Origin of the sequence: Exiguobacterium sp. s146 (genome assembly GCF_018618415.1) — a bacterium.
Lineage (GTDB): Bacteria > Bacillota > Bacilli > Exiguobacteriales > Exiguobacteriaceae > Exiguobacterium.
In genome coordinates, this window is record NZ_JACSMA010000001.1 from 745,207 (window position 1) to 768,797 (window position 23,591).

Annotated in this window: 20 protein-coding genes; 15 read left to right on the forward strand and 5 right to left on the reverse strand. The window is 53.5% G+C overall.

The window, feature by feature from the left end:
- Nucleotides 1–128 precede the first annotated feature (128 nt).
- Nucleotides 129–2,159: a glucose-specific PTS transporter subunit IIBC gene (ptsG, locus tag KNP83_RS03895; protein ID WP_214761652.1), complete on the forward strand. Its 2,031-nt coding sequence runs from the start codon at nt 129–131 to the stop codon at nt 2,157–2,159.
- 42 nt (nt 2,160–2,201) lie between these two features.
- On the opposite strand, the gene ptsP is transcribed toward ptsG, so the two are convergent.
- Nucleotides 2,202–3,920 (reverse strand): phosphoenolpyruvate--protein phosphotransferase, encoded by a 1,719-nt coding sequence (gene ptsP / locus KNP83_RS03900; protein WP_214760697.1) that lies wholly within the window; start codon nt 3,918–3,920, stop codon nt 2,202–2,204.
- Nucleotides 3,921–4,249: 329 nt separating this feature from the next.
- Here ptsP and KNP83_RS03905 point away from each other — a divergent pair, with 329 nt between their 5' ends.
- A complete protein-coding gene (locus KNP83_RS03905; protein WP_214760699.1) occupies nt 4,250–5,692 on the forward strand; it encodes a leucyl aminopeptidase in 1,443 nt (480 codons plus the stop codon).
- 135 nt (nt 5,693–5,827) lie between these two features.
- A complete protein-coding gene (locus KNP83_RS03910) occupies nt 5,828–6,487 on the forward strand; it encodes a DUF429 domain-containing protein (protein WP_214760701.1) in 660 nt (219 codons plus the stop codon).
- Nucleotides 6,488–6,491: 4 nt separating this feature from the next.
- Here the strand turns inward: KNP83_RS03910 and ytvI are convergent, their stop codons facing one another.
- On the reverse strand, nt 6,492–7,619 hold the full coding sequence (ytvI, locus tag KNP83_RS03915) for a sporulation integral membrane protein YtvI (RefSeq protein WP_214760704.1): 1,128 nt from the start codon (nt 7,617–7,619) through the stop codon (nt 6,492–6,494).
- Nucleotides 7,620–7,704: 85 nt separating this feature from the next.
- Between ytvI and KNP83_RS03920 the strand changes: the two genes are divergently transcribed.
- Both KNP83_RS03920 and KNP83_RS03925 read left to right on the forward strand, forming a co-directional pair.
- On the forward strand, nt 7,705–8,493 hold the full coding sequence (locus KNP83_RS03920; protein ID WP_214760706.1) for a MazG nucleotide pyrophosphohydrolase domain-containing protein: 789 nt from the start codon (nt 7,705–7,707) through the stop codon (nt 8,491–8,493).
- A 127-nt stretch (nt 8,494–8,620) separates the two neighbouring features.
- Nucleotides 8,621–10,564, forward strand: coding sequence for an N-acetylmuramoyl-L-alanine amidase family protein (locus tag KNP83_RS03925; protein ID WP_214760708.1), 1,944 nt, complete (start codon nt 8,621–8,623; stop codon nt 10,562–10,564).
- 57 nt (nt 10,565–10,621) lie between these two features.
- Here the strand turns inward: KNP83_RS03925 and KNP83_RS03930 are convergent, their stop codons facing one another.
- Genes KNP83_RS03930 through KNP83_RS03940 form a run of 3 tightly spaced genes read right to left on the reverse strand, consistent with a single transcriptional unit; the run spans nt 10,622 to nt 14,422 of the window.
- Nucleotides 10,622–11,662 (reverse strand): ribonucleotide-diphosphate reductase subunit beta, encoded by a 1,041-nt coding sequence (locus KNP83_RS03930; RefSeq protein ID WP_131471322.1) that lies wholly within the window; start codon nt 11,660–11,662, stop codon nt 10,622–10,624.
- Nucleotides 11,619–12,125 (reverse strand): flavodoxin domain-containing protein, encoded by a 507-nt coding sequence (locus KNP83_RS03935; RefSeq protein WP_214760710.1) that lies wholly within the window; start codon nt 12,123–12,125, stop codon nt 11,619–11,621. Before KNP83_RS03935 ends, KNP83_RS03930 begins: the two co-directional genes overlap by 44 nt.
- Nucleotides 12,126–12,154: 29 nt before the next feature.
- The gene (locus KNP83_RS03940) at nt 12,155–14,422 is read right to left on the reverse strand and encodes a ribonucleoside-diphosphate reductase subunit alpha (protein ID WP_214760712.1); all 2,268 of its coding nucleotides are present in this window, start codon (nt 14,420–14,422) and stop codon (nt 12,155–12,157) included.
- A gap of 509 nt (nt 14,423–14,931) precedes the next feature.
- Here KNP83_RS03940 and KNP83_RS03945 point away from each other — a divergent pair.
- The 10 genes from KNP83_RS03945 to KNP83_RS03990 all read left to right on the forward strand — a co-directional run bounded on the left by KNP83_RS03945 (nt 14,932) and on the right by KNP83_RS03990 (nt 23,581).
- A complete protein-coding gene (locus tag KNP83_RS03945; RefSeq protein ID WP_214760714.1) occupies nt 14,932–15,165 on the forward strand; it encodes a DUF1871 family protein in 234 nt (77 codons plus the stop codon).
- 12 nt (nt 15,166–15,177) lie between these two features.
- On the forward strand, nt 15,178–15,426 hold the full coding sequence (locus tag KNP83_RS03950) for a NifU N-terminal domain-containing protein (RefSeq protein ID WP_214760717.1): 249 nt from the start codon (nt 15,178–15,180) through the stop codon (nt 15,424–15,426).
- Nucleotides 15,423–16,223 carry a glycosyltransferase family 2 protein gene (locus tag KNP83_RS03955; RefSeq protein ID WP_214760719.1) on the forward strand — a complete coding sequence of 267 codons (801 nt, stop codon included), beginning with the start codon at nt 15,423–15,425 and terminating at the stop codon, nt 16,221–16,223. Before KNP83_RS03950 ends, KNP83_RS03955 begins: the two co-directional genes overlap by 4 nt.
- A 3-nt stretch (nt 16,224–16,226) precedes the next feature.
- Nucleotides 16,227–16,721 (forward strand): Lrp/AsnC family transcriptional regulator, encoded by a 495-nt coding sequence (locus KNP83_RS03960; RefSeq protein WP_021065542.1) that lies wholly within the window; start codon nt 16,227–16,229, stop codon nt 16,719–16,721.
- Nucleotides 16,718–17,905, forward strand: a complete 1,188-nt coding sequence (locus tag KNP83_RS03965; RefSeq protein ID WP_214760722.1) for an aminotransferase — start codon at nt 16,718–16,720, stop codon at nt 17,903–17,905. The genes KNP83_RS03960 and KNP83_RS03965 overlap by 4 nt, the downstream gene beginning before the upstream one ends.
- Nucleotides 17,906–17,964: 59 nt before the next feature.
- Nucleotides 17,965–19,209: a lysine N(6)-hydroxylase/L-ornithine N(5)-oxygenase family protein gene (locus KNP83_RS03970; RefSeq protein ID WP_214760724.1), complete on the forward strand. Its 1,245-nt coding sequence runs from the start codon at nt 17,965–17,967 to the stop codon at nt 19,207–19,209.
- A gap of 194 nt (nt 19,210–19,403) precedes the next feature.
- A complete protein-coding gene (yugI, locus tag KNP83_RS03975; protein WP_016509788.1) occupies nt 19,404–19,796 on the forward strand; it encodes a S1 domain-containing post-transcriptional regulator GSP13 in 393 nt (130 codons plus the stop codon).
- Between the two features lie 94 nt (nt 19,797–19,890).
- The gene (locus KNP83_RS03980) at nt 19,891–20,889 is read left to right on the forward strand and encodes a Gfo/Idh/MocA family protein (RefSeq protein ID WP_214760725.1); all 999 of its coding nucleotides are present in this window, start codon (nt 19,891–19,893) and stop codon (nt 20,887–20,889) included.
- A 68-nt stretch (nt 20,890–20,957) separates the two neighbouring features.
- Nucleotides 20,958–22,121 (forward strand): iron-containing alcohol dehydrogenase, encoded by a 1,164-nt coding sequence (locus tag KNP83_RS03985; protein WP_214760727.1) that lies wholly within the window; start codon nt 20,958–20,960, stop codon nt 22,119–22,121.
- A 107-nt stretch (nt 22,122–22,228) separates the two neighbouring features.
- On the forward strand, nt 22,229–23,581 hold the full coding sequence (locus KNP83_RS03990) for a glucose-6-phosphate isomerase (protein ID WP_214760729.1): 1,353 nt from the start codon (nt 22,229–22,231) through the stop codon (nt 23,579–23,581).
- Nucleotides 23,582–23,591: the final 10 nt, after the last annotated feature.

Here is a 23,591-nt window from a genome sequence, read left to right on the forward strand (position 1 = left end):
AAAGAAAGCCAACTAATCTATGTGAGAAGCCAATCCATTATGGGTTGGCTTTTTTTGTATGATGAAACGGTTTCGGTCAACTAGTAGATGGGGAAAAGTAAGTATTCTGACAAAAGGAGGGAACCATGATGTGGAAGAAAGTGTTTGGTGTTTTGCAGCGAATCGGGAAGGCACTCATGCTTCCGGTTGCGATTCTACCGGCAGCCGGTCTATTACTCGCATTTGGTACGGCGTTCCAAAACCCTGATCTCGTTTCGCTCTTACCTTTCTTGGCAAACGATTCACTCGTCCTCGTCTGGCAGGTCATGACCGATGCCGGGGATATCGTGTTTGCCAATCTAGGTCTGCTGTTCGCCGTCGGTGTCGCCATCGGGCTAGCCAACGGGGACGGTGTTGCCGGGTTAGCAGCTATCGTTGGTTATTTGATTATGAACAAGGTTATCAGCACGTGGAACGGTATTACCGCGGAAATTGCCCAGGGTGACCCGGCTTATGCGACGGTACTCGGGATTCCGACGCTCCAGATGGGGGTATTCGGCGGTATCATCGCCGGTTTGATTGCCGCCTTCGCCTACAACAAATACTTCAACATCAAGTTGCCGGATTTCTTAGGGTTCTTCGCGGGGAAACGGTTCGTGCCAATCGCGACCGCCGCGTTCAGCTTGTTGATCGGGATTGCGCTCGCCTACATTTGGCCGCCGATTGGTTCGGCCATCAACACATTTTCAAGCACGATCATTGAAGCGAACGTCGCCGTCTCCGCTTTCGTATTCGGATTGGTCGAACGTTCCTTGATTCCGTTCGGTCTGCACCACATCTGGTACTCTCCGTTTTGGTTCCAGTTCGGAGAATATACGAACCAAGCGGGAGATCTCGTGCAAGGGGACCAACGGATCTTCTTCGCCCAGCTTCGTGACGGGGTCGAATTTACAGCCGGGACGTACATGACCGGTAAATTCCCGTTCATGATGTTCGGATTACCTGCCGCTTGTCTCGCCATGTTCCATACTGTCCCGAAAGAACGTCGGAAAGACGTCGAAGGACTTTACTTCTCAGCAGCCCTCACTTCATTCTTGACTGGAATCACTGAACCAGTCGAATTCTCGTTCGTCTTCGTTGCACCTCTTCTCTTTGGGATTCATGCCGTCTTCGCCGGACTTTCCTTTATGACCATGCACTTGCTCAACGTTAAAATCGGGATGACGTTCTCAGGCGGACTCATCGACTATCTCTTGTTCGGGGTGTTACCGAACCGGACAGCATGGTGGCTCGTCATTCCAGTCGGTCTCGTCTTCGCGGTCATCTATTACTTTGGATTCCGTTTCGCGATCACGAAGTTCGACTTGAAAGTGCCGGGACGTGAAACCGTCGCCGAAGGCAAAGGCGGCCGCGCCGCTGTCGGAGATGACTTACCGCATGAAGTGCTTGTCGGTCTCGGAGGACCGGAGAACATCAAGCACCTCGATGCTTGTATCACACGATTGCGCGTCACCGTGAACGATGTCAAACAAGTGGATAAAGACTTGCTGAAAGATTTAGGGGCGGCCGGAGTACTCGAGGTCGGAGATAACATCCAAGCGATCTTCGGTCCGAAATCAGATACGCTCAAATCGCAAATCGCGGCCATCATCGAAGGTGGTGAGTATAAACCGAAAGAAAAAGCCGTCATCACGCCAGAAGCAGCCGAACATGCCGATCATCGATTCCTTGCCCCGATGTCGGGTGTTATCTTATCGCTTGACGATGTGCCAGACCAAGTCTTCTCGGGCCGAATGATGGGTGAAGGATTTGCCATCGAGCCGAGCTCGGGACAAGTCGTAGCACCGGTCACTGGTCAGATCACCACGTTCTTCCCGACGAAACATGCGATCGGTCTACTCTCAGACGACGGACGGGAGATTCTCATCCACGTCGGGCTCGATACGGTCAACCTGAAAGGGGAAGGGTTCGTCGCCAAGGTGAAAGAAGGCGACCGGGTCGAAGCAGGGGACGTCTTGCTCGATGTCGATCTCAACTTGATTCGTGACAAAGTCCCATCGCTCATCACACCTATCATATGGACGAACGGGGATGGTAAAATCGTCGTCGTTCCATTCGGAGAGACGGTCGTCGCCGGAGAAGCGATCGACTTCAGAACGGATGACAAAGGAGCCGAGTAAACGAAAAAGAAGCTCTCGCAACTGCGAGAGCCTCTTTTTTTGTTACTTCTTAATATCGAATTTTTCACTGAGGAAGTTCACGACTTCTTCAGCTGTATCCATGTTGAGGACGTCGTTGACGATTGCTTCTGTTTCCGACTTCGTCAAACGCTTCACGAGGCTACGTGCGCGAAGGACGCTTGAAGCCGACATCGAGAATTCGTCAAGACCGAGTCCGAGAAGGATTGGAATCGCGAGCTCTTCTCCAGCCATCTCGCCACACATGCCGACCCATTTACCGGCTTTGTGTGCTTCTGTGATGACGTTGTGGAGCAAGTTCAAGATGGCCGGGTTGAACGGTTGGTACAAGTACGAGACTTTCTCGTTCATACGGTCCGCTGCCATCGTGTATTGAATCAAGTCGTTCGTGCCGACCGAGAAGAAGTCGACTTCTTTCGCGAATTGCTTCGCCATGACGGCAGTCGATGGAATCTCGACCATCATCCCTGTCTCGTAGTTACCGACAGCGATGCCTTCTTCTTTCAACTTCGCTTCTTCTTCGAGCAAGATGGCTTTCGCAGCACGGAACTCTTCGAGCGTCGCGATCATTGGGAACATGATGGCGAGGTCACCGTGCGCCGAGGCACGGAGAAGCGCGCGAAGCTGTGTGCGGAACAAGTCCGTCTCTTCAAGGCAAAGGCGAATCGCACGATAGCCGAGGAACGGGTTCATCTCTTTTGGAAGGTCGAGGTAAGACAATTCTTTATCTCCACCGATATCGAGCGTACGGATGACGACTTGTTTGCCGTCCATACCTTCGATGACTGCTTTATATGCTGTATACTGCTCTTCTTCCGTCGGGAACGTTTCCGAGTCCATGTAGAGGAACTCCGTCCGGTAAAGACCGATGGCGTCAGCGCCGTTTTTCAATACGCCTTCGAGGTCGTTCGGTGTACCGATGTTGGCCGCCAATTTGACTTTGTGGCCGTCGGCTGTGACTGACTCTTCGTTGACGAGTTGTTTCAATTCTTCTTTATACGCTTCGAATGCTGCGCGTTTTTCGTTATATTCGTTGACGAGTTCTTCAGACGGGTTGACGAACACGTCGCCCTCTGTCCCGTCGATGACGACGAGATCGCCATTTTTGATTTCTTCAAGTGCTACTTTTGTCCCGACGACGGCAGGAATCTCGAGTGAACGAGACATGATGGCCGAGTGAGACGTACGTCCACCGATGTTTGTCGCGAATCCTTTGACGTATTTACGGTTGAGCTGTGCTGTGTCAGATGGCGTCAAATCTTCAGCGATGATGATGACTTCTTCTGAGATTGAGGCTGGCGTCATGAACGTGACGCCGAGAATGTGCGCCATGACACGTTTCGTGACGTCACGAACGTCTGCTGCGCGCTCACGCATGTATTCGTTGTCCATCGATTCAAAGATCATGACCATCATCTGAGCGACTTCATCGAGCGCCTTCGCAGCGTTCATGTGTTCGCTTTCAATTTTGTCGTTCACTTGTGAGACGATCTCTGGATCCTCGACGATGAGCAAGTGGGCCGAGAAAATCTCTGCCTTGTCTTCACCGAGTTCACGGAGTGTGATTTGACGGATTTCTTCGAGTTCTGTTTTCGACTGAGCGATGGCCGCTTGGAAACGGGCTTTCTCAGCTGCTACGTCCTCGATTTTGTTTGTCGGGATGTCGAATGAAGGTGTCTCCATGACGAATGCTTTCGCAACTGCGATTCCTGCAGATGCGCCAATACCTTTAATGTGTGACATAAGCGTAGTCCCTCTCTTCAAAGAAATAGTGGTTTCCAATGTTATCTCGTTAGTTCTTACCCGAAATGAAAAAGGAACTAACGAAAACCTGGAAGATTAAAGTAGCAACGGTCTACTACTAGGGGAAGCCTCGACCGAACAAAATGGCCTCGCCTCAACAGTGAGGGATGCCTGATTGCGTACTTTCTTATCCTATCATAAAATAAATCATCGTCACAACGAGGAGTTAACGCCTGAATTCGAAGAATTCATGACTCTTACGCATACTGTTTCATTATTTCGCCGAAGTTCGTTATGCTAACCATATATAAAGAAGGGAAGTGGCAAACATGTATCAAGTGAAGGATTTAGATTGGAACGGTTCATACGACACGATCGTCGTCGGAATCGGTGCGGCCGACACGATTGACGAAGGCCTCGATACGTTGTTTAACGGGCGCGTCAAGTCGCTCATCCAAGCGTCGGACGTCTCGACGAAGACAGGGGAAGTATCGATTGTCCCGACGTTCGACGGAAACGTGAAACGCATCGTCTTCGTCGGTCTCGGACAACGCAACGAGAATTCGCCTGAGAACGTACGCAATTGGTTCGGGAAAGTCGCGAAACAAATCAAAGCACGCGCCTTCACGGACGTCGCGGTCGCGCTCGACACGTTCGGACCGAACACGGCGAAACTGTTTGCAGAAGCGTATGAGATGGCGACGTATGAGCACCCTACATACAAATCGGAACCGAAATCGACGAAGTCAGACGTGACGATCACGTTGTTCGGCGCTGAAGGGCAGGAAGAGGCGTTGACGGGTGCCGCTTACGGACGTGGTGTCAATGTGGCGCGGACGCTCACGATGATGCCGGCCAATATTTTGACGTCGGAAACACTTGCGGACTATGCGGTCGAATTGGCCGAACGTCATGGCTTCAGCCATCGCATCTTGGAGAAAGAGGAGATGGAGGCGCTCGGGATGGGTGCACTGCTCGCCGTCAACCAAGGGTCGACGATCCCGCCGAAGTTGATCGTCCTCGAATACCGTGGTGCAGGCGATGCAGCGCCGGTCGCCGTCGTCGGAAAAGGGATCACGTTTGACACGGGCGGTTACTCGATCAAACCGAAAGACGGCATCGTCGGCATGAAAGGCGACATGGGAGGAGCTGCGACCGTGCTCGGCCTGTTCGAGACGCTCGCGACGACGAAACCGAACGTGAACGTCATCGGCGTCATCCCATCGACGGACAATATGATCTCTGGGGATGCGTTCAAACCGGATGATGTCATTACGGCGATGAGCGGGAAGACGATTGAAGTGCTCAACACCGACGCGGAAGGCCGTCTCGTCCTCGCTGACGCGGTCACGTTCGCCAAGACGTATGACCCGCAAGCCATCATCGATGTGGCGACGCTCACGGGCGGCGTGCTCGTCGCGCTCGGTACGGAAGTGACGGGTTGCCTGACGAACGACGACTCGCTCTACGGCGCGCTCGAAACGGCGAGCCGTGAGACGAACGAACTCGTCTGGCAGATGCCGTACTTTGACGTCTTCATCAAACAAGTCCGGAAATCGGAAGTGGCGGATTTGAACAACTCGCCGGGCCGTTTCGGGCATATGATCTTTGGCGGCGCGTTCGTCGGTGAGTTCGTCGGCGACACGCCATGGCTCCACCTCGATATCGCCGGGACGAGCGAACGTTCGGCCGCAAACGATCTCGGACCAAAAGGGCCGACCGGCGTCATGGTGCGTACGCTCGCGACGATGCTTGAAACGTGGAACCGTTGAAGGTAGGATTGTTATTGATTGGCGTAGCCGTCGTCTCCGGTCTCGGATACACGGCTTGGCCAAGTCGATGGTTGTTAGGAGTGACCGTCTTATGTGCGGTGCTTGGAGTATTGTTTTTGATGCAGGAGGGACGACGTGGTCGGAGTAGGGATTGATGGCGCGCGCGGGAGCTGGGTACGAATCACGTATGATAGCATCTCGCTCTGTTTGACCATCTCAGAAAAGTTGGAAGATTTATTGATTGAAGGGGCCGTCCATTTTGTCGACATGCCGAAAGACTTGGCGACGATCGATGCGCCGGACCGGTCGTGTGACGCCTGGATGCGGTCGCAATTGAAGCAGCGGAAGTCGTCGATTTTCACGCCGCCGATCCAAGACGTGCTCATGGAGGCGTCTTATGCCGAGGCGAACGCGAAGAGTCGGGAACTGGTTGGAAAAGGGATCAGTAAACAGGCGTGGAACCTCGTGCCGCGAATCCGTGAGTTTCAAACGATTACGGATGTGGACGTGTACGAGTCACATCCTGAAGTGTGCTTCGCCGTCATGACAGGTAACGAGGCGGCCTTCAGCAAGAAGACCGAGGCGGGAGAGCTCGAACGGATCGAGTTGTTGCGCCGCTATTCGAACAGCTCGCCATGGAAATGGAAGATGTCGAACGTGAAAGTCGATGATATCATTGACGCCTGTATTTTGGCCGTTGCCGCCTATGAGGCGGGCACGACCGGGATAGTGACGCATCCGGACCAAACTGAAGGGGCACCGTTCGTAGCGGTACCGAAGACAAAAGAGCGATGACGTGTCATCGCTCTTTTGGTGTCGTCGGCCCAATGACGAACTTCCACATATAATGAAATACTTGGGCGTTATAGAGGGCTTTGAGCAGGACGGCCAACACCGGTCCTAAAATGAAGCCGAGCACACCGAACAGCTGGAGCCCGACAAAAATCGAGATGAGGGCGGCGAGCGGGTCGAGGCCGATGTGAGAGCCGACGATTTTCGGTTCGGCCAGATTGCGTTGCACGATGACGATGATATAGAGGACGGCGAGCCCGATGGCGAGGAACCATTCGCCCGTGACGGCAGCATAGGCGGCCCAAGGCAATAATAGTGTCCCGACACCGAGGTACGGCAACAAGTCAAAGATGGCCGCAAGCAAGGCGAACGAGAACGGATTGTCGACGCGGAGGATGAACATGCCGATCAAGACGATTCCGAACGTAATCGAGATGAGCGTCAATTGCGCGCGGACATAACCGAACAGCGCCAATCGTAAATTTATCATGACGAGCTCGAACTCCTTGAAGCCTTTGCGCGCATTCAAACGGGCGATGGACTTCATATAGTCCGGCCAGTCTTTCGTGATGAAGAACCAGGCGAGCACGATGACGATGAACAAGAGCAAGACGAGCGGCAATGCGCTCAAGATGTCCTGCAACAAGCCGGCGACACCACGTGACAAGACGCCGATCGCGGCACCGAGTTGGACGCCGATTTCGGTGATACCGCCTTCGAGCGAGTTCGCCTGGCCGGGATTGAGCCGTTGGATGCTGTCGTACGCATCGTTGACCAACGGGGCGAGTTTTTCATTGAACAGGCGTTGTATGTATTCGGTGAACGTTTCAATCTGGGCAGGCAATTTTTCGGCGGCAATCGTCAAGTAACGAATGAGTTGCGTCACGACGATGGCGATGATGCCGCTGACGACGCTCATGACAATCAATAAGGATACGAGCGTGCCGAGGGCGCGTGGCAACTTGGTCTCACGCTCGAACCAATTGACGAGCGGGACCGTCAACAAGGATAACAAGAGGGCGAACACGAATGGATAGGTGTACGTGAAGAGGACACTCAGTCCCCAGATGACGAACACGAGGCCGATGATGACGAGCAGGAAACGAAGTAATTGCCATAGTCTGGCTGGCGACACGATACATAGCCCCTTTCCGAACAATTGGATTGAGCATAGTATACCACGCAGGCGGTAAATATAGAGGATGGATAGGTGATTAAATATGAAGGAATTACAACGACGAATCGATCAAATGATTATTCATTTAGGTGGCTATTGGCGACCGTTGTCGGGCTTGGCCCGACTATTGGAAGAAGTCGGAGAGGTGGGCGGGGCGTTGTATGCGAACGACCAGACGGCGTTACGGGAAGAATTGATGGACGTGTTCGTCATTTCGACGTGTCTGGCGAACCAGTACGCGATCACGCTTCAGCATCAAGAGGCGGGGAGCGGTGAGGAAGCGCAGGACAAGACGTACTATCGGCTCGTCCGTGAGGCCGGTGAAGTCGGGCGGATTTTGAACGCCTATGAGGGGGACAAAAAACTGAAGGCGTCGGCGACGCCGGGGTCGTTGCAACGTCATATCGAGGCCGTCCAACTAGCGGTCCTCGACCTCGCGTCTCAGCACGGGTTTGATTTATACGGGGCGATCATCCCGCTCATCGAAGATAAGTCGTCTCGTGACTTCGGACGTTTCGACCATACCCCGGACCCGATCACAGAAGCATCGGTCCGCGTCTATTCGGAATATGTCCAGGGACGGTACTGGGGCGGGGTGGCGGCTAAACCTTTCGAGGAGGCGAGCCGATATAGAGAGCGAGAAGGGCATTTGACGCGATTCTTAAAAATTGCCGAAGTGGAAGGACTTGATGGATTTGTCGTCCGTCAGCCAGACCCTCCGCTCCAAACAAACGGCTCGTTGACTGCAGCTTTCCAGCTCCCGGAACCTTTCGTGGTCGAGACCGAGCGGCATGGTGCCGACACGTTCTTGATCGTTCGAAAACAAGGGTAAAAACATTCCCCTTTTTTTGTAAAAAGTATTAATCATTTTTTCAAATATTTACTTTTTTACTAAAAGCAATGTGCTACTATGAAGGTGTTGTCAGTTGCGATGCGCGTAGAAGAAAGGAATATTTTGGATGAATATGAAGCTGTTTAAACTTGCCCTCATCATGATCGTCTTGTTGTTTTCAATCCAAATACCGTCAGCTAAAGCGGCTACCTTGGAAGGAGAAACAACTGTCAATCTGAATGTGCGCGCCACACCGAGCACAAGCGGGAAATTGATTCAAACGCTAAAAAAGGGAACAAAAGTAAAATATGGAACTTATAGCAAAGAGTGGAGCAAGATATATTTAAACAATCGTACGTATTACGCTTCGGCCCAGTATATCAAGCGAATCTCGACGCCGGCTAAGACGGTAGCGAAGCAAGCCGCTACTTCGACAGGTGTGACCACGGTCAACTTGAACATCCGGGTGTCCGCCCATAGCCAAGCGACCGTCTATCGGACGCTCAAAAAAGGGACGACCGTTCAATATGCGGTCCACAACTCATCTTGGGCCAAAGTATTCGTCAACGGCAAAACGTATTATGCGGCCAAGGCGTATATCGCCCCGAAAATTGTCGCCTCGACACCGACCGTGACGAAAGAGGACGGTTACGCCAACCGCGAGTTGAAGCTGTTCGGAGAACGGAATCAACGGTCGACGGTGTTGAAAGTATTGCCGACGAAAACGAAAGTCGTCTCGAGCAAATACAACACGAGCTGGTCAATCGTCTATCTCGGTAGTGAGACATACTTCACGCCGACCGCCTGGATCACGGCGGGAACGCCAGCCACTCCTCCGGCGACAACAACACCGTCAGTGGTGAAAACGGACGGATACGCCAACCGCGAGTTGAAGCTGTTCGGTCAGCGCAATCAACGTTCGACGGTGCTGAAAGTACTGCCGGCGAAAACGAAGGTCGTCTCGAGCAAGTACAACACGAGCTGGTCGGTCGTCTATATCGGCAGCGCGACGTACTACGCGCCGACCATTGGAATCACGACGGGAGCGCCTCCGGTCGCAAAACCACCTGCAGCGAAGCCGCCGGTCATTCAAAAAGTACAAGGCTACGCGAATCGGAATGCGAATCTCTATAAGAAGACGCTTCAGTCCTCACCGGTCGCTCGCGTGGTGCCGAAGTATACGACGGTGACGTACAGCAAACATAATACGAGCTGGTCGGTCGTCTATATCGGGACGGAAACGTTCTATACACCGACGTCTGGATTGACGGCAGGAAAAGCGCCGGCCGCACCAGCCGCAAAACCGCAAGGGAAAGTGTACACGAACACGCCGGGCGACGTCTTGAACGTCCGGGCGAGCGCCTCGGCGAGCTCGACCGTTCTCGGTCGCCTCGCACACGGGACCCAAGTCGACCATTACGGTTCGGCGAACGGCTTCTACAAAATCAAGTACAATGGCCGCGACGGCTACATCTCGACGGCTTACGCGATGACACTCAAACCGAATGCGACGAGTAGCGCCATCATCGTCCTCGATGCAGGACATGGGGGCGGTGACCCGGGAGCGGTCAATGGATCGCTCTATGAGAAGACGATCGTCCTCGATGTGACGAAACGGGTCGAGACGTATCTACGCTCGAAATATGGATATCAAGTTCGGTTGACGCGCTCGACAGACGTTTATTTGACGCTCGATCAACGTGTTCAGACCGCCAAGACGCTTCGCGGCAACTTGTTCGTCAGCCTGCATACGAACGCGGCGACGACGCCTGCGGCCAAGGGCGTCGAAACGTTCTATTCGTCTTATTCGGCCCATAGCGCCAAGAGCCGTGTCCTGGCGACGAACATCCAGTCCAACTTGATGGGGAAAATGTCCGGGATGACGAACCGTGGCGTCAAGACGGCGAACTATTATGTCATCAGTTATAATACGATGCCATCGGCACTCGTCGAACTCGGGTTCATCTCATCACCTCAGGACGTCACACATTTACGGAATGACGCTTCGCGTCAACGGATGGCAGAAGGCGTCGCAGAAGGCATTGCCCAGTACGTACGCGCTTACCATTAAACTTCATCACAGTATAAAAACTCCCCGACTCATCGTGAGTCGGGGAGTTTTTTGTACTTATAGGTCGTCGAAGCCGTTGGCGTCGGTGACTTTTGCGTACGAGCGTGACTTCTGTTCGAAGAAGTCCGATTTCGTGGCGTTCAATGAATCGTCTGAATAGGCGCGAATCCAAGGCATGACATCCTCGTTGAATCCTTCATACAAATCGTTCAAGCCAATGACACGGAGGCGCTTGTTGGCGAGGTATTTGACGTAGTCACGCATCTCGCTGACGTCGAGTCCGTCGAGATCGCGCAACACATACTCACACCATTCGATTTCAAGGTCAACGGCTTCTGCCATCGTGTCATAGACGAATTGGCTAAAGCTGCCGTCCGCATCAATCTCTGGATTCTCCGTCAAGACGGCCCGGAGCAACTGGCTAACGAAATACGAGTGCTGCATCTCGTCGCGTTGGATATAACTGATCATCGTCGACGTACCGACCATCTTCTGATGGCGCGCCAAGTTATAGAAATAGGCAAATCCAGAATAGAAGTTGATGCCTTCCAGAATGATCGAGGCAACAAGCGACTTGGCGAACGTCTCGGCCGTTTGATCGGCGCGGAAGTCCTCATATAAGTCCAAGATGAATTGGTTGCGTTTCATGACCATCTCGTCGTCCTTGGCGATATCGAAAATACGATTTTGTTCGCTGAGCGGGACGAGGCTCGAGAGGACATAGCTATACGATTGGTTATGCACGACTTCCTGCTGGGCGATGACGGCGAGCACAGCGTGCACCGACGAGTCGGATGAGAACATCGACGACTCGAGGATGTAACGCGTCTGTACCGAGTCAAGAATCGACAGCAAGCCGATGATGCGTTTGAAGGCGTCTTGCTCGCGCTCCGTCAACTGCGGCCATTGCTGCATGTCTTTGGACATCGAGATTTCATCTGGAATCCAAAAGTTCGAGAGCAACTGCTTATAAATGGTGTAAAACTGTGGATAGGCGATGTCGTTCCAATTCACGATGGAACTCGTCTCGCCTCCGATAATAGCTGTCGCCCGGTTAGGATGTTTGGGCGACAGTAGTTTGATCTTTTGAATGGTCATGGACATATACTCCTTCTTCGGCGTTTCTAGCCAACCGTTCGGCCCAATGACGGACGTTGTACGGTTGATTGCGCGGTGATTGCTCGATTTTCAACGTTTCACCGGCGAGGGGAATCCCGTATTTTGAAAGGTGGTATGCCATCTCATCGACCGCTCGACAGAAGTGGACGAACATCTTGTCCCCGGTCCCGAATACGGCGGCTTGGCGAAGCGGCACGTCGAGCTCTTTCAAGACGAGTCGGAACGTGTCTTTCATCTCGTCCGGCAAGACGCCGTCGGCCCACGTGTACGACCCGAAATAGACGAGGTCGTACGTGGCGAGCAATCGGGCTTCGCGATGGCCGATGCGGTCCGCTTCGAACAAGACGACGCGGTCGCCCCGATTAACGTGACTTTCCTGAATCAGCTCGGCGACCTCTTCTGTATTGCCGCTCATGGAACTGTAGACGATGGCGATATGCATGGTCGTTCCCACCTTTCTGTTACGTGACGTTATGAAGCACACGATTCACATTCGTCGACTTCAACGGTCGTCGAACGCGTGTAGTAGATTGATTTCATTCCGAGCGACCATGCCTCGAGGTGCATCGAGAGGAGCTCGGTCGCTTTGACGTCGTTTTTGACGTATAAGTTGAAGCTGATCGCTTGGTCGATATGACGCTGGCGCGCCGCGTTTTGACGGATGCTCCAGAGTTGGTCGACTTCGAACGCTGATTTATAGAACCAGTTCGTCTCCGGATTGAGGTCAGGCACCGTCACCGGGATCTTATAGTTTTTCTTCTCTTCTGAATACACTTTCTTGTAGACCGGGTCGATTGACGCGGTGCTGCCGGCGATGATGGCCGTCGACGAGTTTGGTGCGACCGCCATCATGTAAGCGTTACGGACACCGTTTTGGTGAACCGCTGCCGCGAGACCGTCCCAATCGAGTTCGTCGTGTGAACGGTAATTGCGGCGCTTGAAGTACTCACCTGTATGCCATTCCGATCCTTCGAAGACGCCGAACGCGCCTTTTTCCTTGGCGAGTTCCATCGAAGCTTGAATCGTCAAATAGGCGATTTTCTCATACAGCTTCTCCGCGTATTGAACGGCATCGACCGATTCCCAACGGATGCCTTCCAGTGCAAGCAAGTGATGCCATCCGAACGTGCCGAGTCCGACGGCGCGGTATTTCTGGTTCGTGATCATCGCTTGTGGCACTTCGATCGTGTTCAAGTCGATGACGTTATCGAGCATCCGCATTTGAATCGGGATGAGTCGCTCGAGGACGTCCGATTTGACGGCTCGGGCGAGGGCAATCGAGCTCAAGTTACAAACGACGAAGTCGCCGGGCGTCTTCGTGATGACGATTTTCCCGTCTTCTGTGTACTCTTCATCGATGGTCGTCGGCGACATGTTTTGCGCGATCTCCGAGCAGAGGTTCGAGCTGTAAATCATGCCGGCATGTTTGTTCGGGTTGGCGCGGTTCACGGCGTCGCGGAAGAACATGTAAGGCGTTCCTGTCTCGAGCTGTGAGCGCATATACCGTTTGACGAGGTCGATGGCCGGTACCGTGACGCGAGTCAGTTCAGGCGTATTGACGCACGCCATATACTTCTCTGTGAATGAGCCGCCGTTTTCCGTCTCGTCATAGAAATCTTCGAGGCTGAAGCCCATGACCGTCCGAATCTCGTGCGGGTCGAACAAGTGCCAGTCACCGCGGGCTTCGACCGTACGCATGAACAAGTCTGGCAAACAAACGCCCGTGAACAAGTCGTGGGTCCGGAGACGTTCGTCCCCGTTATTCAATTTCGCATCGAGGAATTCGAAGATGTCCTTATGCCAAATGTCGAGGTAGACGGCGATCGATCCTTGACGCATGCCGAGCTGGTCGACCGAGACGGCCGTGTTGTTCAACTGCTTCATCCAAGGGAGCGCGCCGCTTGAGACGCCTTTAAAGCCTTTGATGTCGCTGCCGCGTGAGCGGATCTTACCGAGATAGACGCCGATGCCGCCGCCGCCTTTCGAGAGCGTGGCTACATCTGTGTTCGAATCGTAAATACCGCGGAGTGAGTCGTCGACCGTATCGATGAAACATGAGCTGAGCTGTCCGTATGATTTGCCGGCGTTTGAGAGCGTCGGGGTGGCAACCGTCATATAGAGGTTCGAGAGTGCCCAGTACGCTTCTTCGACGAGCTTGACGCGCTGGTCGGCATTCTCTTTTTGCATGAGCGTCATGGCGATGACCATGAACCGCTCTTGCGGCAACTCGTACAGGTTCTTGACGTGGTCACGGCCGAGGTAACGGTCCGACAACGTCCGGAGACCGATGTAAGTGAACATGCGGTCACGTGACGGGTCGATCAACGTCTCCAAGTAGGCGATGTCTTCTTTTGAATACGTATCGAGCAGGGCCGATGTAAAGATACCTTTCGTCGTGAGCGTCTCGATCATCGGATAAAGCGGACCGTAGCGCATTGAGGCTTCATAGCCGCGGTTTCGTGCCGCTTCTAAATAAAGGCGGTTTAAGTACATCTCCGTGGCGACGAACGTCCAGTCCGGCTCTTCTGCCTGCAACATGTCGAGGGCGTGCATCGTCAAGAGCTCATATACTACATCTTGTGTCAGTGTCTTTCCTTCTAGCGCCCGAACGGCCCGTTCTTCGTATCGTTCAACACTGAGCTGTGGGTAGCGTTGTTTCAGAGATTGGATCAATGTCGAGACGTCAGCGAGCGTTGGCGTCGCGGCCAACAGCGTCTCGTGGTGGATAGGGGATGTCAAAACGATCACTCCTTCTTCAGATGTAGATATTATAAAGGTATAGCGGAACTTGTCCGATACGACGTCAATAAGAGCGGAACGTGATAAAAGTCCGTTAACTATATATTGACGTTTTCTTGTCTTTTTAATCATAAATCACCTATATTTAGTTTTGCAATCTTGACATTCGTCAAACTGCAGACGCATGAATTACTTTTACTCGAAAACGGCGCTGTCATCCGATTTGAGATGAGATTTGAGATAGAAAAAAGTTTGAGCGACGGATTAACGACAGCACATTCATTTTTATGTAAGCGGTCAATCAAGTGGTAGGCGATTACATCTAGAGGTCGCCTTCGTGATTTTTTGAGAAAATCCTGCTTCTTTGCTTAGATGATTCATTACTATATATAGTGGTCGTGTGTTTTTGAAAACAAGGGAAATTTGAACGCTCACTAGCATCGGATTGAAAAGTGAGGTAGATTGAGGGAGTACGATTTGAAATCACGGTAAAAAGAAGGGTTTAACAAATGAGAGCAGAAGACTTATTATTAGCATGGGACCCACTCGGTTACGGGCTTGGGTCGTATGGGCCAGAGTTTGATGATATCGCCTTGGCGCTCGTGCACATCGACTCAATCGATGAGTTGGATGAAACGATTAGACGGATTTTGACAGACGCGTTCGGCGACTGTCCGACCGAATCGGAAACACGGGTCATGGCGGCAAATTTACTCGCGTCTTCAGAATCTTGTCACTTATAAGGGGGAACCACGATGTTACGTATCGATCCAACACCGAATCCAAATGCAATGAAAATCACACTTCCTGAGAACGTCTTCGGCGCGAAAAGCCAAAGCGTGAAAGCCGGCGAAGAGACAGAACAACCGCTCCTCGCGAAACTCGTCGCCATCGAAGGTGTCGAAAGCGTCTTCGCCTACGGCGATTTCGTCACGGTATCAAAAGAGAACGGCGTGAGCTGGGAAACCATCTTGCCGCACGTCGAAACTGCTTACCGCGGATGAACCCGCTCGTTTCAATCGTCATCCCGGTCTACTCCCGGGAGACGGAACTGACGGAGCTGCTGGAAAGCTTGGTCGTCCAGACGTTCCAACAGTTCGAAGTACTTGTAATCAATAATGACGGGCCGCCAAAACAGCATCTTTTGGCGCCTTTTTTGAATCGATTGTCGATTCGCTATATCGAACTCGGCGAGAACCATCACGTCAAGGCGCGCAATCGCGGCGTGCAAGAGGCGAGCGGCGAGTATATCTTATTGCTCGACGATGACGATTTGCTCATGCCGACACATCTCGAACAGGCGCTCGCGGACATCCGCTCGGCCGACCTCGTCTTCACGGACGCGGAACTGTTCCGCTTCAAATGGGAAGACGGTCGCCGCCGCGTCACCGACTGGGAAGCGTTCGCCTACGACCTTGATTTGGAACGACTCCGCCAAGACTCGACGTTCATCCCGTCCGGCACACTGTATCGGAAAGCACTCCACGAGACGATCGGACCGTTCGACGAGGACGTCTATAACTATTGGGACTGGGATTTCATTCTACGTGTCAGCGAAGTCGGGAGGATTCGGCACCCGGCGCGCGCGACCGTGCTCTACGCGTTCAACGGCACCGACAACTTGTCGGCCAAACAGGACGAGACGCGTCGTCGTTACTTTGATCGGTTCTGTCACAAGCACGGCCTCGTCGATATGGAGATGAAAAACTTCCATATCGTTCAAGCCGAGCGACGTGACTACGTGAGACAGACAGAGAGAACGTTCACAGGGGCGTTCCCCGGTAGAACGGAAGGAGAATAAATTATGTACACATCAAAAGAATTAGAACTGCTCGAGTTGCTCGAAGAGAAAGGCTATCTCGAGACGAAATTGTTGGCGAACTTGCTCGCGACCGACGAGGCGACCGTTGAGGCGATGCTCGAGAAGTTCAAAGCGGACGGGATTTTGCTCGGCTTTCGGGCGATGGTCAACTGGCAAAAAATCAACCGGCACGATGTCACGGCGTTCATCGACGTCAAAGTCACACCGAAGCGCGGCCGTGGTTTCGATGAGGTCGCGGAGCGGATTTATCGCTTCCCGGAAGTGACGGCGCTCTATTTGATGTCAGGGGCCTACGACCTGCAAGTCGTCATCCGGGCGAACTCGCTCCAAGACGTCGCCTCGTTCGTGTCGGATAAACTGTCGCCGCTCGACTCGGTCGTCTCGACAACGACACACTTCAAATTGAAGACGTACAAGCATGACGGCATCTTGTTCACCCCACAAGTCGAAGACAAACGGTTGAACATCACGCCATGAAGTCGCTATCTCAACAAGTCGTCTCTATGAAGCCGTCCGGCATCCGCCGCTTCTTCGATTTGGCGCAAACGATGGAAAACGTCGTCTCTCTCGGGGTGGGGGAGCCTGATTTCATCACGCCATGGAACGTGCGCGAGGCAAGCTATGCGGCGCTCGAACAAGGCTATACGGCCTATAGCGCCAACGCCGGACTGCTCGAGCTACGACAAGAAATCGCGAGCTATATGACGGACCGGTTCGGGGCGACGTATGATCCGGCGACGGAACTGATTGTCACGACGGGCGCATCGCAAGCGCTCGATATCGCGTTTCGGGCCCTGCTCAACCCAGGTGACGAAGTCATCGTCGTCGAGCCGGCATTCGTCTCGTATGGACCGCTCATTGAACTCGCTGGCGGGACGGTCGTACCGGTCGCCTGTCGTCCAGAAGACGGCTTCCGGCTGAACCGGGACGATGTAGAGGCGGCCATCACCGACCGGACGAAGGCGATGCTCCTCTGCTTCCCGTCGAACCCGACCGGGGCCACGATGACGGGGGAAGAACTCACCCAAATCGCAGAACTCGCGACGAAACACGATCTTTGGGTCGTCAGCGATGAGATTTATGCCGAGCTGTCTTATGATGAGCCGTTCACAAGTTTCGCGACGCTCCACGATATGCGCGAGCGGACCATCGTCGTCAACGGGTTCTCCAAGGCGTTCGCAATGACGGGCTGGCGGCTCGGGTTCACGTGCGCGCCGGAAGTCGTGACACGAGAGATGCTCAAAGTCCATCAGTACGGCATGATGTGCGCCCCGACGCTCGTCCAATTCGGCGGGCTCGAGGCGCTCCGCAGCCGCGACCAGCACGTGCCGAAGATGGTGAAGAGCTATCGGCAACGCCGCAACTATTTCATCCAGGCGCTCAATGACGCGGGACTTCCGACGCACGTACCGGGCGGCGCATTCTACGCCTTCCCATCGATTCGCCATACGGGCTTGACGAGCGAGGAGTTCGCCGAGCGTCTCTTGCTCGAGGAACGGGTCGCGGTCGTGCCGGGCAACGCGTTCGGTGCGAGTGGCGAAGGGTTCGTCCGTGCCAGTTATGCGACGTCGGTCGAACAATTACAAGAAGCGATTCGTCGCATCGATCGGTTTATGAAACAGTTCGAAGTGACGACGACAGCAACAGACTCTCAGCGATGAGGGTCTGTTTGGCGTTTTAGCGGTATAATAGGTGGGAAAAGACGAGCGAGGTGAAGCCAATGGAACAAGTGGATTTTGTAGCGATCGGCTGTGGGCCGTACAATCTCGGATTGATGGCGCTCAGTGAAGCGACGTCATTGACGGGTGTCTGTTTTGAGGAACGGGACGACTTCAAGTGGCACGAAGGCATGTTACTCGAGTCGGCGACGATGCAGACGCATTACTTATATGATCTCGTGACGCTCGCCGATCCGACGAACCGTCACAGTTATTTGAACTATTTGAAACAGAACGGGCGTCTCCAGACGTTCATCGTCCAAGAGAGTCCGACGATTCCACGGACGGAGTTCAACCGGTATTTACAGACGGTCGCCGCCTCGCTCGACACGATTAAGTTCTCGCATCGGGTGATCGATGTCCGTCCGGCCACAGATGGATTTGTCGTCACGGTCGAGACGCCTGATGGGGAAACGGTGCTCTCGGCGCGTCACGTCGTCGTCGGGACGGGAGCGGAACCGCTCATCCCGGACGCGTTTCAAGACGTCGTCCATACGAGCTCGTATCGGATGGAGCGAGAGCGATTGCTTGAAACCGACCGTATCGTCGTCATCGGCAGCGGTCAAAGCGCGGCCGAGGTATATCTCGATTTATTGACGCGGTCCGATAAAACGCGCCAACGCATCGACTGGGTGACACGTTCGGACGTATTCGAATCACTCGAGAGCGGAAAGCTCGGCGAGGAGATTTTCAGCTTGCCGTACGTCGAGTATTTCAACCGTTTGCCATATGCGGAGCGGGAACGACTCGGAAAAGCGTTCGACCGGTTCCGGAACGGGGTCAATCCCGAGACGCTCCGGGCGATTTATGGACTGTTGTATCATCGGACGGCGGACGGGAGTGAGCAAGCGACGAACCTGTACACGCAGATTGAAATCGAGCACATCGCACATGAAATCGTTTATACTGTCGAAGGGACGCAACAATATACGGGACAATCGTTTACGGGTGAATATGATGCGGTCGTGGCGGCGACCGGATATCGACCGCGCATCCCGACATGGGTCGAACGGTTCGACATCGAATGGGAAGCGGAACAGAAGTGGCGCGTCAATAACCGCTATCAGATTGCGACGCAGACAGCGCTTCCGGGAAATTTATTTACCCATACGAATTTAGAACATTCGCACGGTCCGGCGGCGACGAACTTAGGGATGGCGGTGTATCGAAACGCAATCATCTTGAATGAAATGATAGGGGAAACGGTATTTGAAGTGGCCGCGCAACAACCGTTTACAAGTTTTTGAACAAAAAAAGGGCTAGGCGTTAGCCTAGCGGAATCAGGGGGGAATACTTGAAGTCTTGCTTGATTTGTATTTACCCGACCCGTCGACTTTGAAACACAAAAACAATCCCAAATAATCTTTTTTACTAATTTGTACACTTTATCGAAAAAAGTATGTTATAGTAAGTTGATGAATTTAGCATAGGAGTGTTTGTAATGGCAAAATACGAAAAAGATCAAGTTTTAAAAGGTAAAGTAACAGGAATCCAACCTTTCGGTGCGTTCGTCGCACTCGACGACGAGACTCAAGGTCTTGTCCACATCTCTGAAATCTCACACGACTACGTGAAAGACGTGAACGAGTACGTTCAAGTCGGTCAAGAAGTTGAAGTGAAAATTCTTGATGTTGATGAAGCATCTAAGAAAATCAAGCTTTCAATGAAAGCGACACAAGAAGCTCCAAAACGCGAGAAGTCGGCTAAGCCAGCTCGTCGTGGCGCACCACGCCGCAACGAAGCTTCTAACTTCAAGCAAGAAGAAGCTCCAGGTTTCACTGTCCTCAAGGACAAGCTCGAAGACTGGATCAAAAACACGAACTTCAAAAAGTAAGTGATTAAGGCGACCTGCCCTGTGCAGGTCGTCTTTTTTTTGTACAGGAAATGTTCCTTTCGTTCGCGAACAGTACAGAAAAGGAGTGAGGACCATGAAAATCGGAATCATCGGGACGGGCGGGATTGCCAAGACCGCCCACATCCCGCAGTATATCGCGGCAGGAGCTGAGGTCGTCGCCGTCATGAATCGGACGCGTGAACGCGGCGAGGCAGTGGCGAAGCAGTTCGGAATCGAACGAGTGTATGACACGGTCGAAGACATGTTCGAAACCGAGCAGTTAGATGCGGTCAGCGTCTGTACACCGAACGCCTTACATAAACAGCAAGTCATCGCCGCACTCGAGGCCGGCTGTCACGTCCTCTGCGAGAAACCGCCGGCCATCTCGGCCGAAGAGGCGAACGAGATGCTAGCAGCGGCCAAGCGAGCCGAGCGGACACTTCATTATGGGTTCCACTATCGGCATCGGTCGGATACCCAACTGTTGAAGCGGATGATTGATGCCGGCGAACTCGGACACGTCTATGCCGCGACCGCCCTTGCCCTTCGACGCCGTGGCATCCCAGGGTGGGGCGTGTTCACGAATAAAGAGCTACAGGGCGGCGGTGCCCTGCTCGACATCGGCGTGCATATGCTCGACCTCGCCCTCTATTTGATGGATTATCCGAAACCAATCGACGTGGTCGGTCACGTCGGTCAATATCTCGGCACACGGCCTGGTGTCGGCCTGATGGGCGAGTGGGACGCGGACGCGTTCTCGGTCGAGGACACGGCCCGGGCGATGGTCACGTTCGATAACGGGGCGTCCTTGTTCTTAGACGCGAGTTTCATGGCCAACGTCGAAGCAGCGGACACGATGCGGGTCGAACTGCGCGGCACGAACGGCGGGGCGTCGCTGTTCCCGCTCGTCATCCATACGGAAGAGCACGGGGCGTTATTCGATAAGACACCGGCCCACCTCGCGCTCGAGGACCCGTATGCAAGACAGATTCGAACGTTCCTCGAGGCGTGCCGTCAGGAGCCGTCTTACGAGCAAGCCGCACAAGCGGTGACGCTCCATACAATCATCGACCGCATCTACGCTCAGGCCTGATTGCTTTTCAATCCTAAAAAACAGGGTATATAGTGTAGGTGTTACATATTTTCAAAGGAGGATGAATCATGCACAACTTTGAATACAAAAATCCAACGAAACTCATTTTCGGGACGCATCAGATTGAAAAACTCGCCAGCGAGTTGCAGGCGCTTGACGCCAAGAAAGTGATGCTCGTCTATGGAGGCGGGAGCATCAAAAAGAACGGCACGTATGAAGAAGTCGTGGCCGAGTTAAACAACGCTGGAATCGAGTTCGTCGACTTCTCAGGCGTCGAGCCGAACCCGCGCATCGAGACAGTACGTCGCGCGGTCAAACAAGCACGCGAAGAGAACATCGACGCGTTGCTCGCGGTCGGCGGTGGTTCGGTCATCGATTGTACGAAACTCATCTCGGCGGCCATCCCGTATGAAGGCGACGCTTGGGATATCGTGCTTCGCGACCACATCCCGACCGAAGCGGTCCCGTTCGGTACGGTGCTCACGCTCGCAGCGACTGGTTCTGAAATGAACTCGGGCTCGGTCATCACGAACTGGGAGACGCAAGAGAAGTACGGTTGGGGCCACCCGCTCGTCTATCCGACGTTCTCGATTCTCGACCCACGTTATACGGTATCGGTACCGAAAGACCAAACGATTTACGGCATCGTCGACATGATGAGCCACTGCTTCGAGCAGTACTTCCACCCGAACCACGCTCCGGTCCAAGAGCGCATGACGGAAGGTGTGTTGAAAGCGGTCGTCGAATCGGCACCGAAACTCGTCAACGACTTGGAAAACGTCGACTTGCGTGCCATCATCTTGTTCGCTGGCACGATCGCCTTGAACGGTGTTCTCCAAATGGGCGCCTCGGGCGACTGGGCGTCACACAACATCGAGCATGCGGTCTCGGCCGTCCATGACATCCCGCACGCAGGTGGCCTCGCCATCTTGTTCCCGCGTTGGATGGAGCATGTGCTCGAAGAAGACAACGCCGCTCGTTTCGCACGATTAGGCACAGAAGTGTTCAACGTTGAACCGGCCGGTAGCGACCTCGAGACGGCGAAACGGACGATTGCGGCTGTCCGTGCCTTCTTCGACGAGCTCGGCGCACCAAGTTCGCTCCGTGACTATGACATCGATGAATCGACATTCGACGCCATCCTTGACTCAGCGATGAAGCGAGGCGCATTCGGTCGCTTCCGTACACTCGAACGTGAAGACGTCGCAGCGATTCTTGAACTGAGCAAATAAGGCGATTTGATGCCTATTTTGCAATAATGATTGAACGAATCCGACGTTTCCGTTTATGATGGGTCATGTATGGCTCGTCAATGAACGATTTATAAGGAGGAAATGACATGTCAACTGTACGTTTCGATTATTCAAACGCCCTGTCTTTCGTCGGGGAACACGAAGTCAATCAATTGCAAGAAACCGTGAAAGCAATGCATTCGGTCATTCACGACCGCAGCGGGGCAGGTAGCGATTTTCTTGGATGGGTCGACCTTCCAACAAACTACGATACGGATGAGTTTGCCCGCATCAAAGCGGCCGCGGAACGGATCCGTGAAAACTCGGACGTCCTCGTCGTCGTCGGGATCGGTGGATCTTACCTCGGCGCGCGCGCGGCAATCGAGATGCTCCAACATTCATTCTTCAACGTGTTATCTAAAGAAGAACGCAACGCACCACAAGTCTTCTTCGCCGGCCACAACATCTCGTCGACTTACTTGACGGAGTTGCTCCACGTGCTCGAAGGCAAAGACGTCTCGGTCAACGTCATCTCGAAATCGGGAACGACGACAGAACCGGCCATCGCTTTCCGTGTACTCAAACAGTTCATGGAAGACAAGTATGGTCAAGATGGCGCACGTGAACGCATTTACGCGACGACAGACCGTGCCCGTGGCGCCTTGAAGACGCTCGCGGATGCCGAAGGCTACGAGACGTTCGTCATTCCAGATGACGTCGGCGGTCGCTTCTCAGTGCTCACACCGGTCGGGCTCCTTCCGATTGCGGCAGCAGGCATCGACATCGACGCCCTCATGGAAGGGGCACGCGATGCTCAGACGGCTTATTCGTCTCCGAACTTGGCGGACAACGAAGCGTACCAGTACGCGGTCGTCCGTAACGCCTTGTATGCGAAAGGCAAGTCGATCGAGTTGCTCGTCAACTACGAACCAGCTCTTCATTACGTGTCAGAGTGGTGGAAACAGCTTTACGGCGAGTCAGAAGGAAAAGACAACAAAGGGATTTTCCCGGCGGCAGTCGACTTCTCGACGGACCTCCACTCGATGGGGCAATACATTCAAGAAGGTCGTCGTGACTTGTTCGAGACGGTCATCCGTGTCACGAACGTCCGTCACGCAATGAACGTGCCGGAAGACGCACAAGACCTCGATGGCTTGAACTTCCTCGCTGGCGAGACGATTCAATTCGTCAACGACAAGGCAGCTGAAGGCACACTCCTCGCCCACACGGATGGAGAAGTCCCGAACCTCGTCGTCGAATTGCCAGAGATGACACCGTACCACCTCGGTTACTTGTTCTACTTCTTCGAGAAGGCATGCGCGATGAGCGGATACATTCTCGGCGTGAACCCGTTCAACCAACCAGGCGTTGAAGCGTATAAAGCGAACATGTTCGCTTTGCTTGGAAAACCAGGTTACGAAGAGCAAAAAGCTGAGCTTGAAAAGCGCTTGAACCAATAATTTCGTGTAG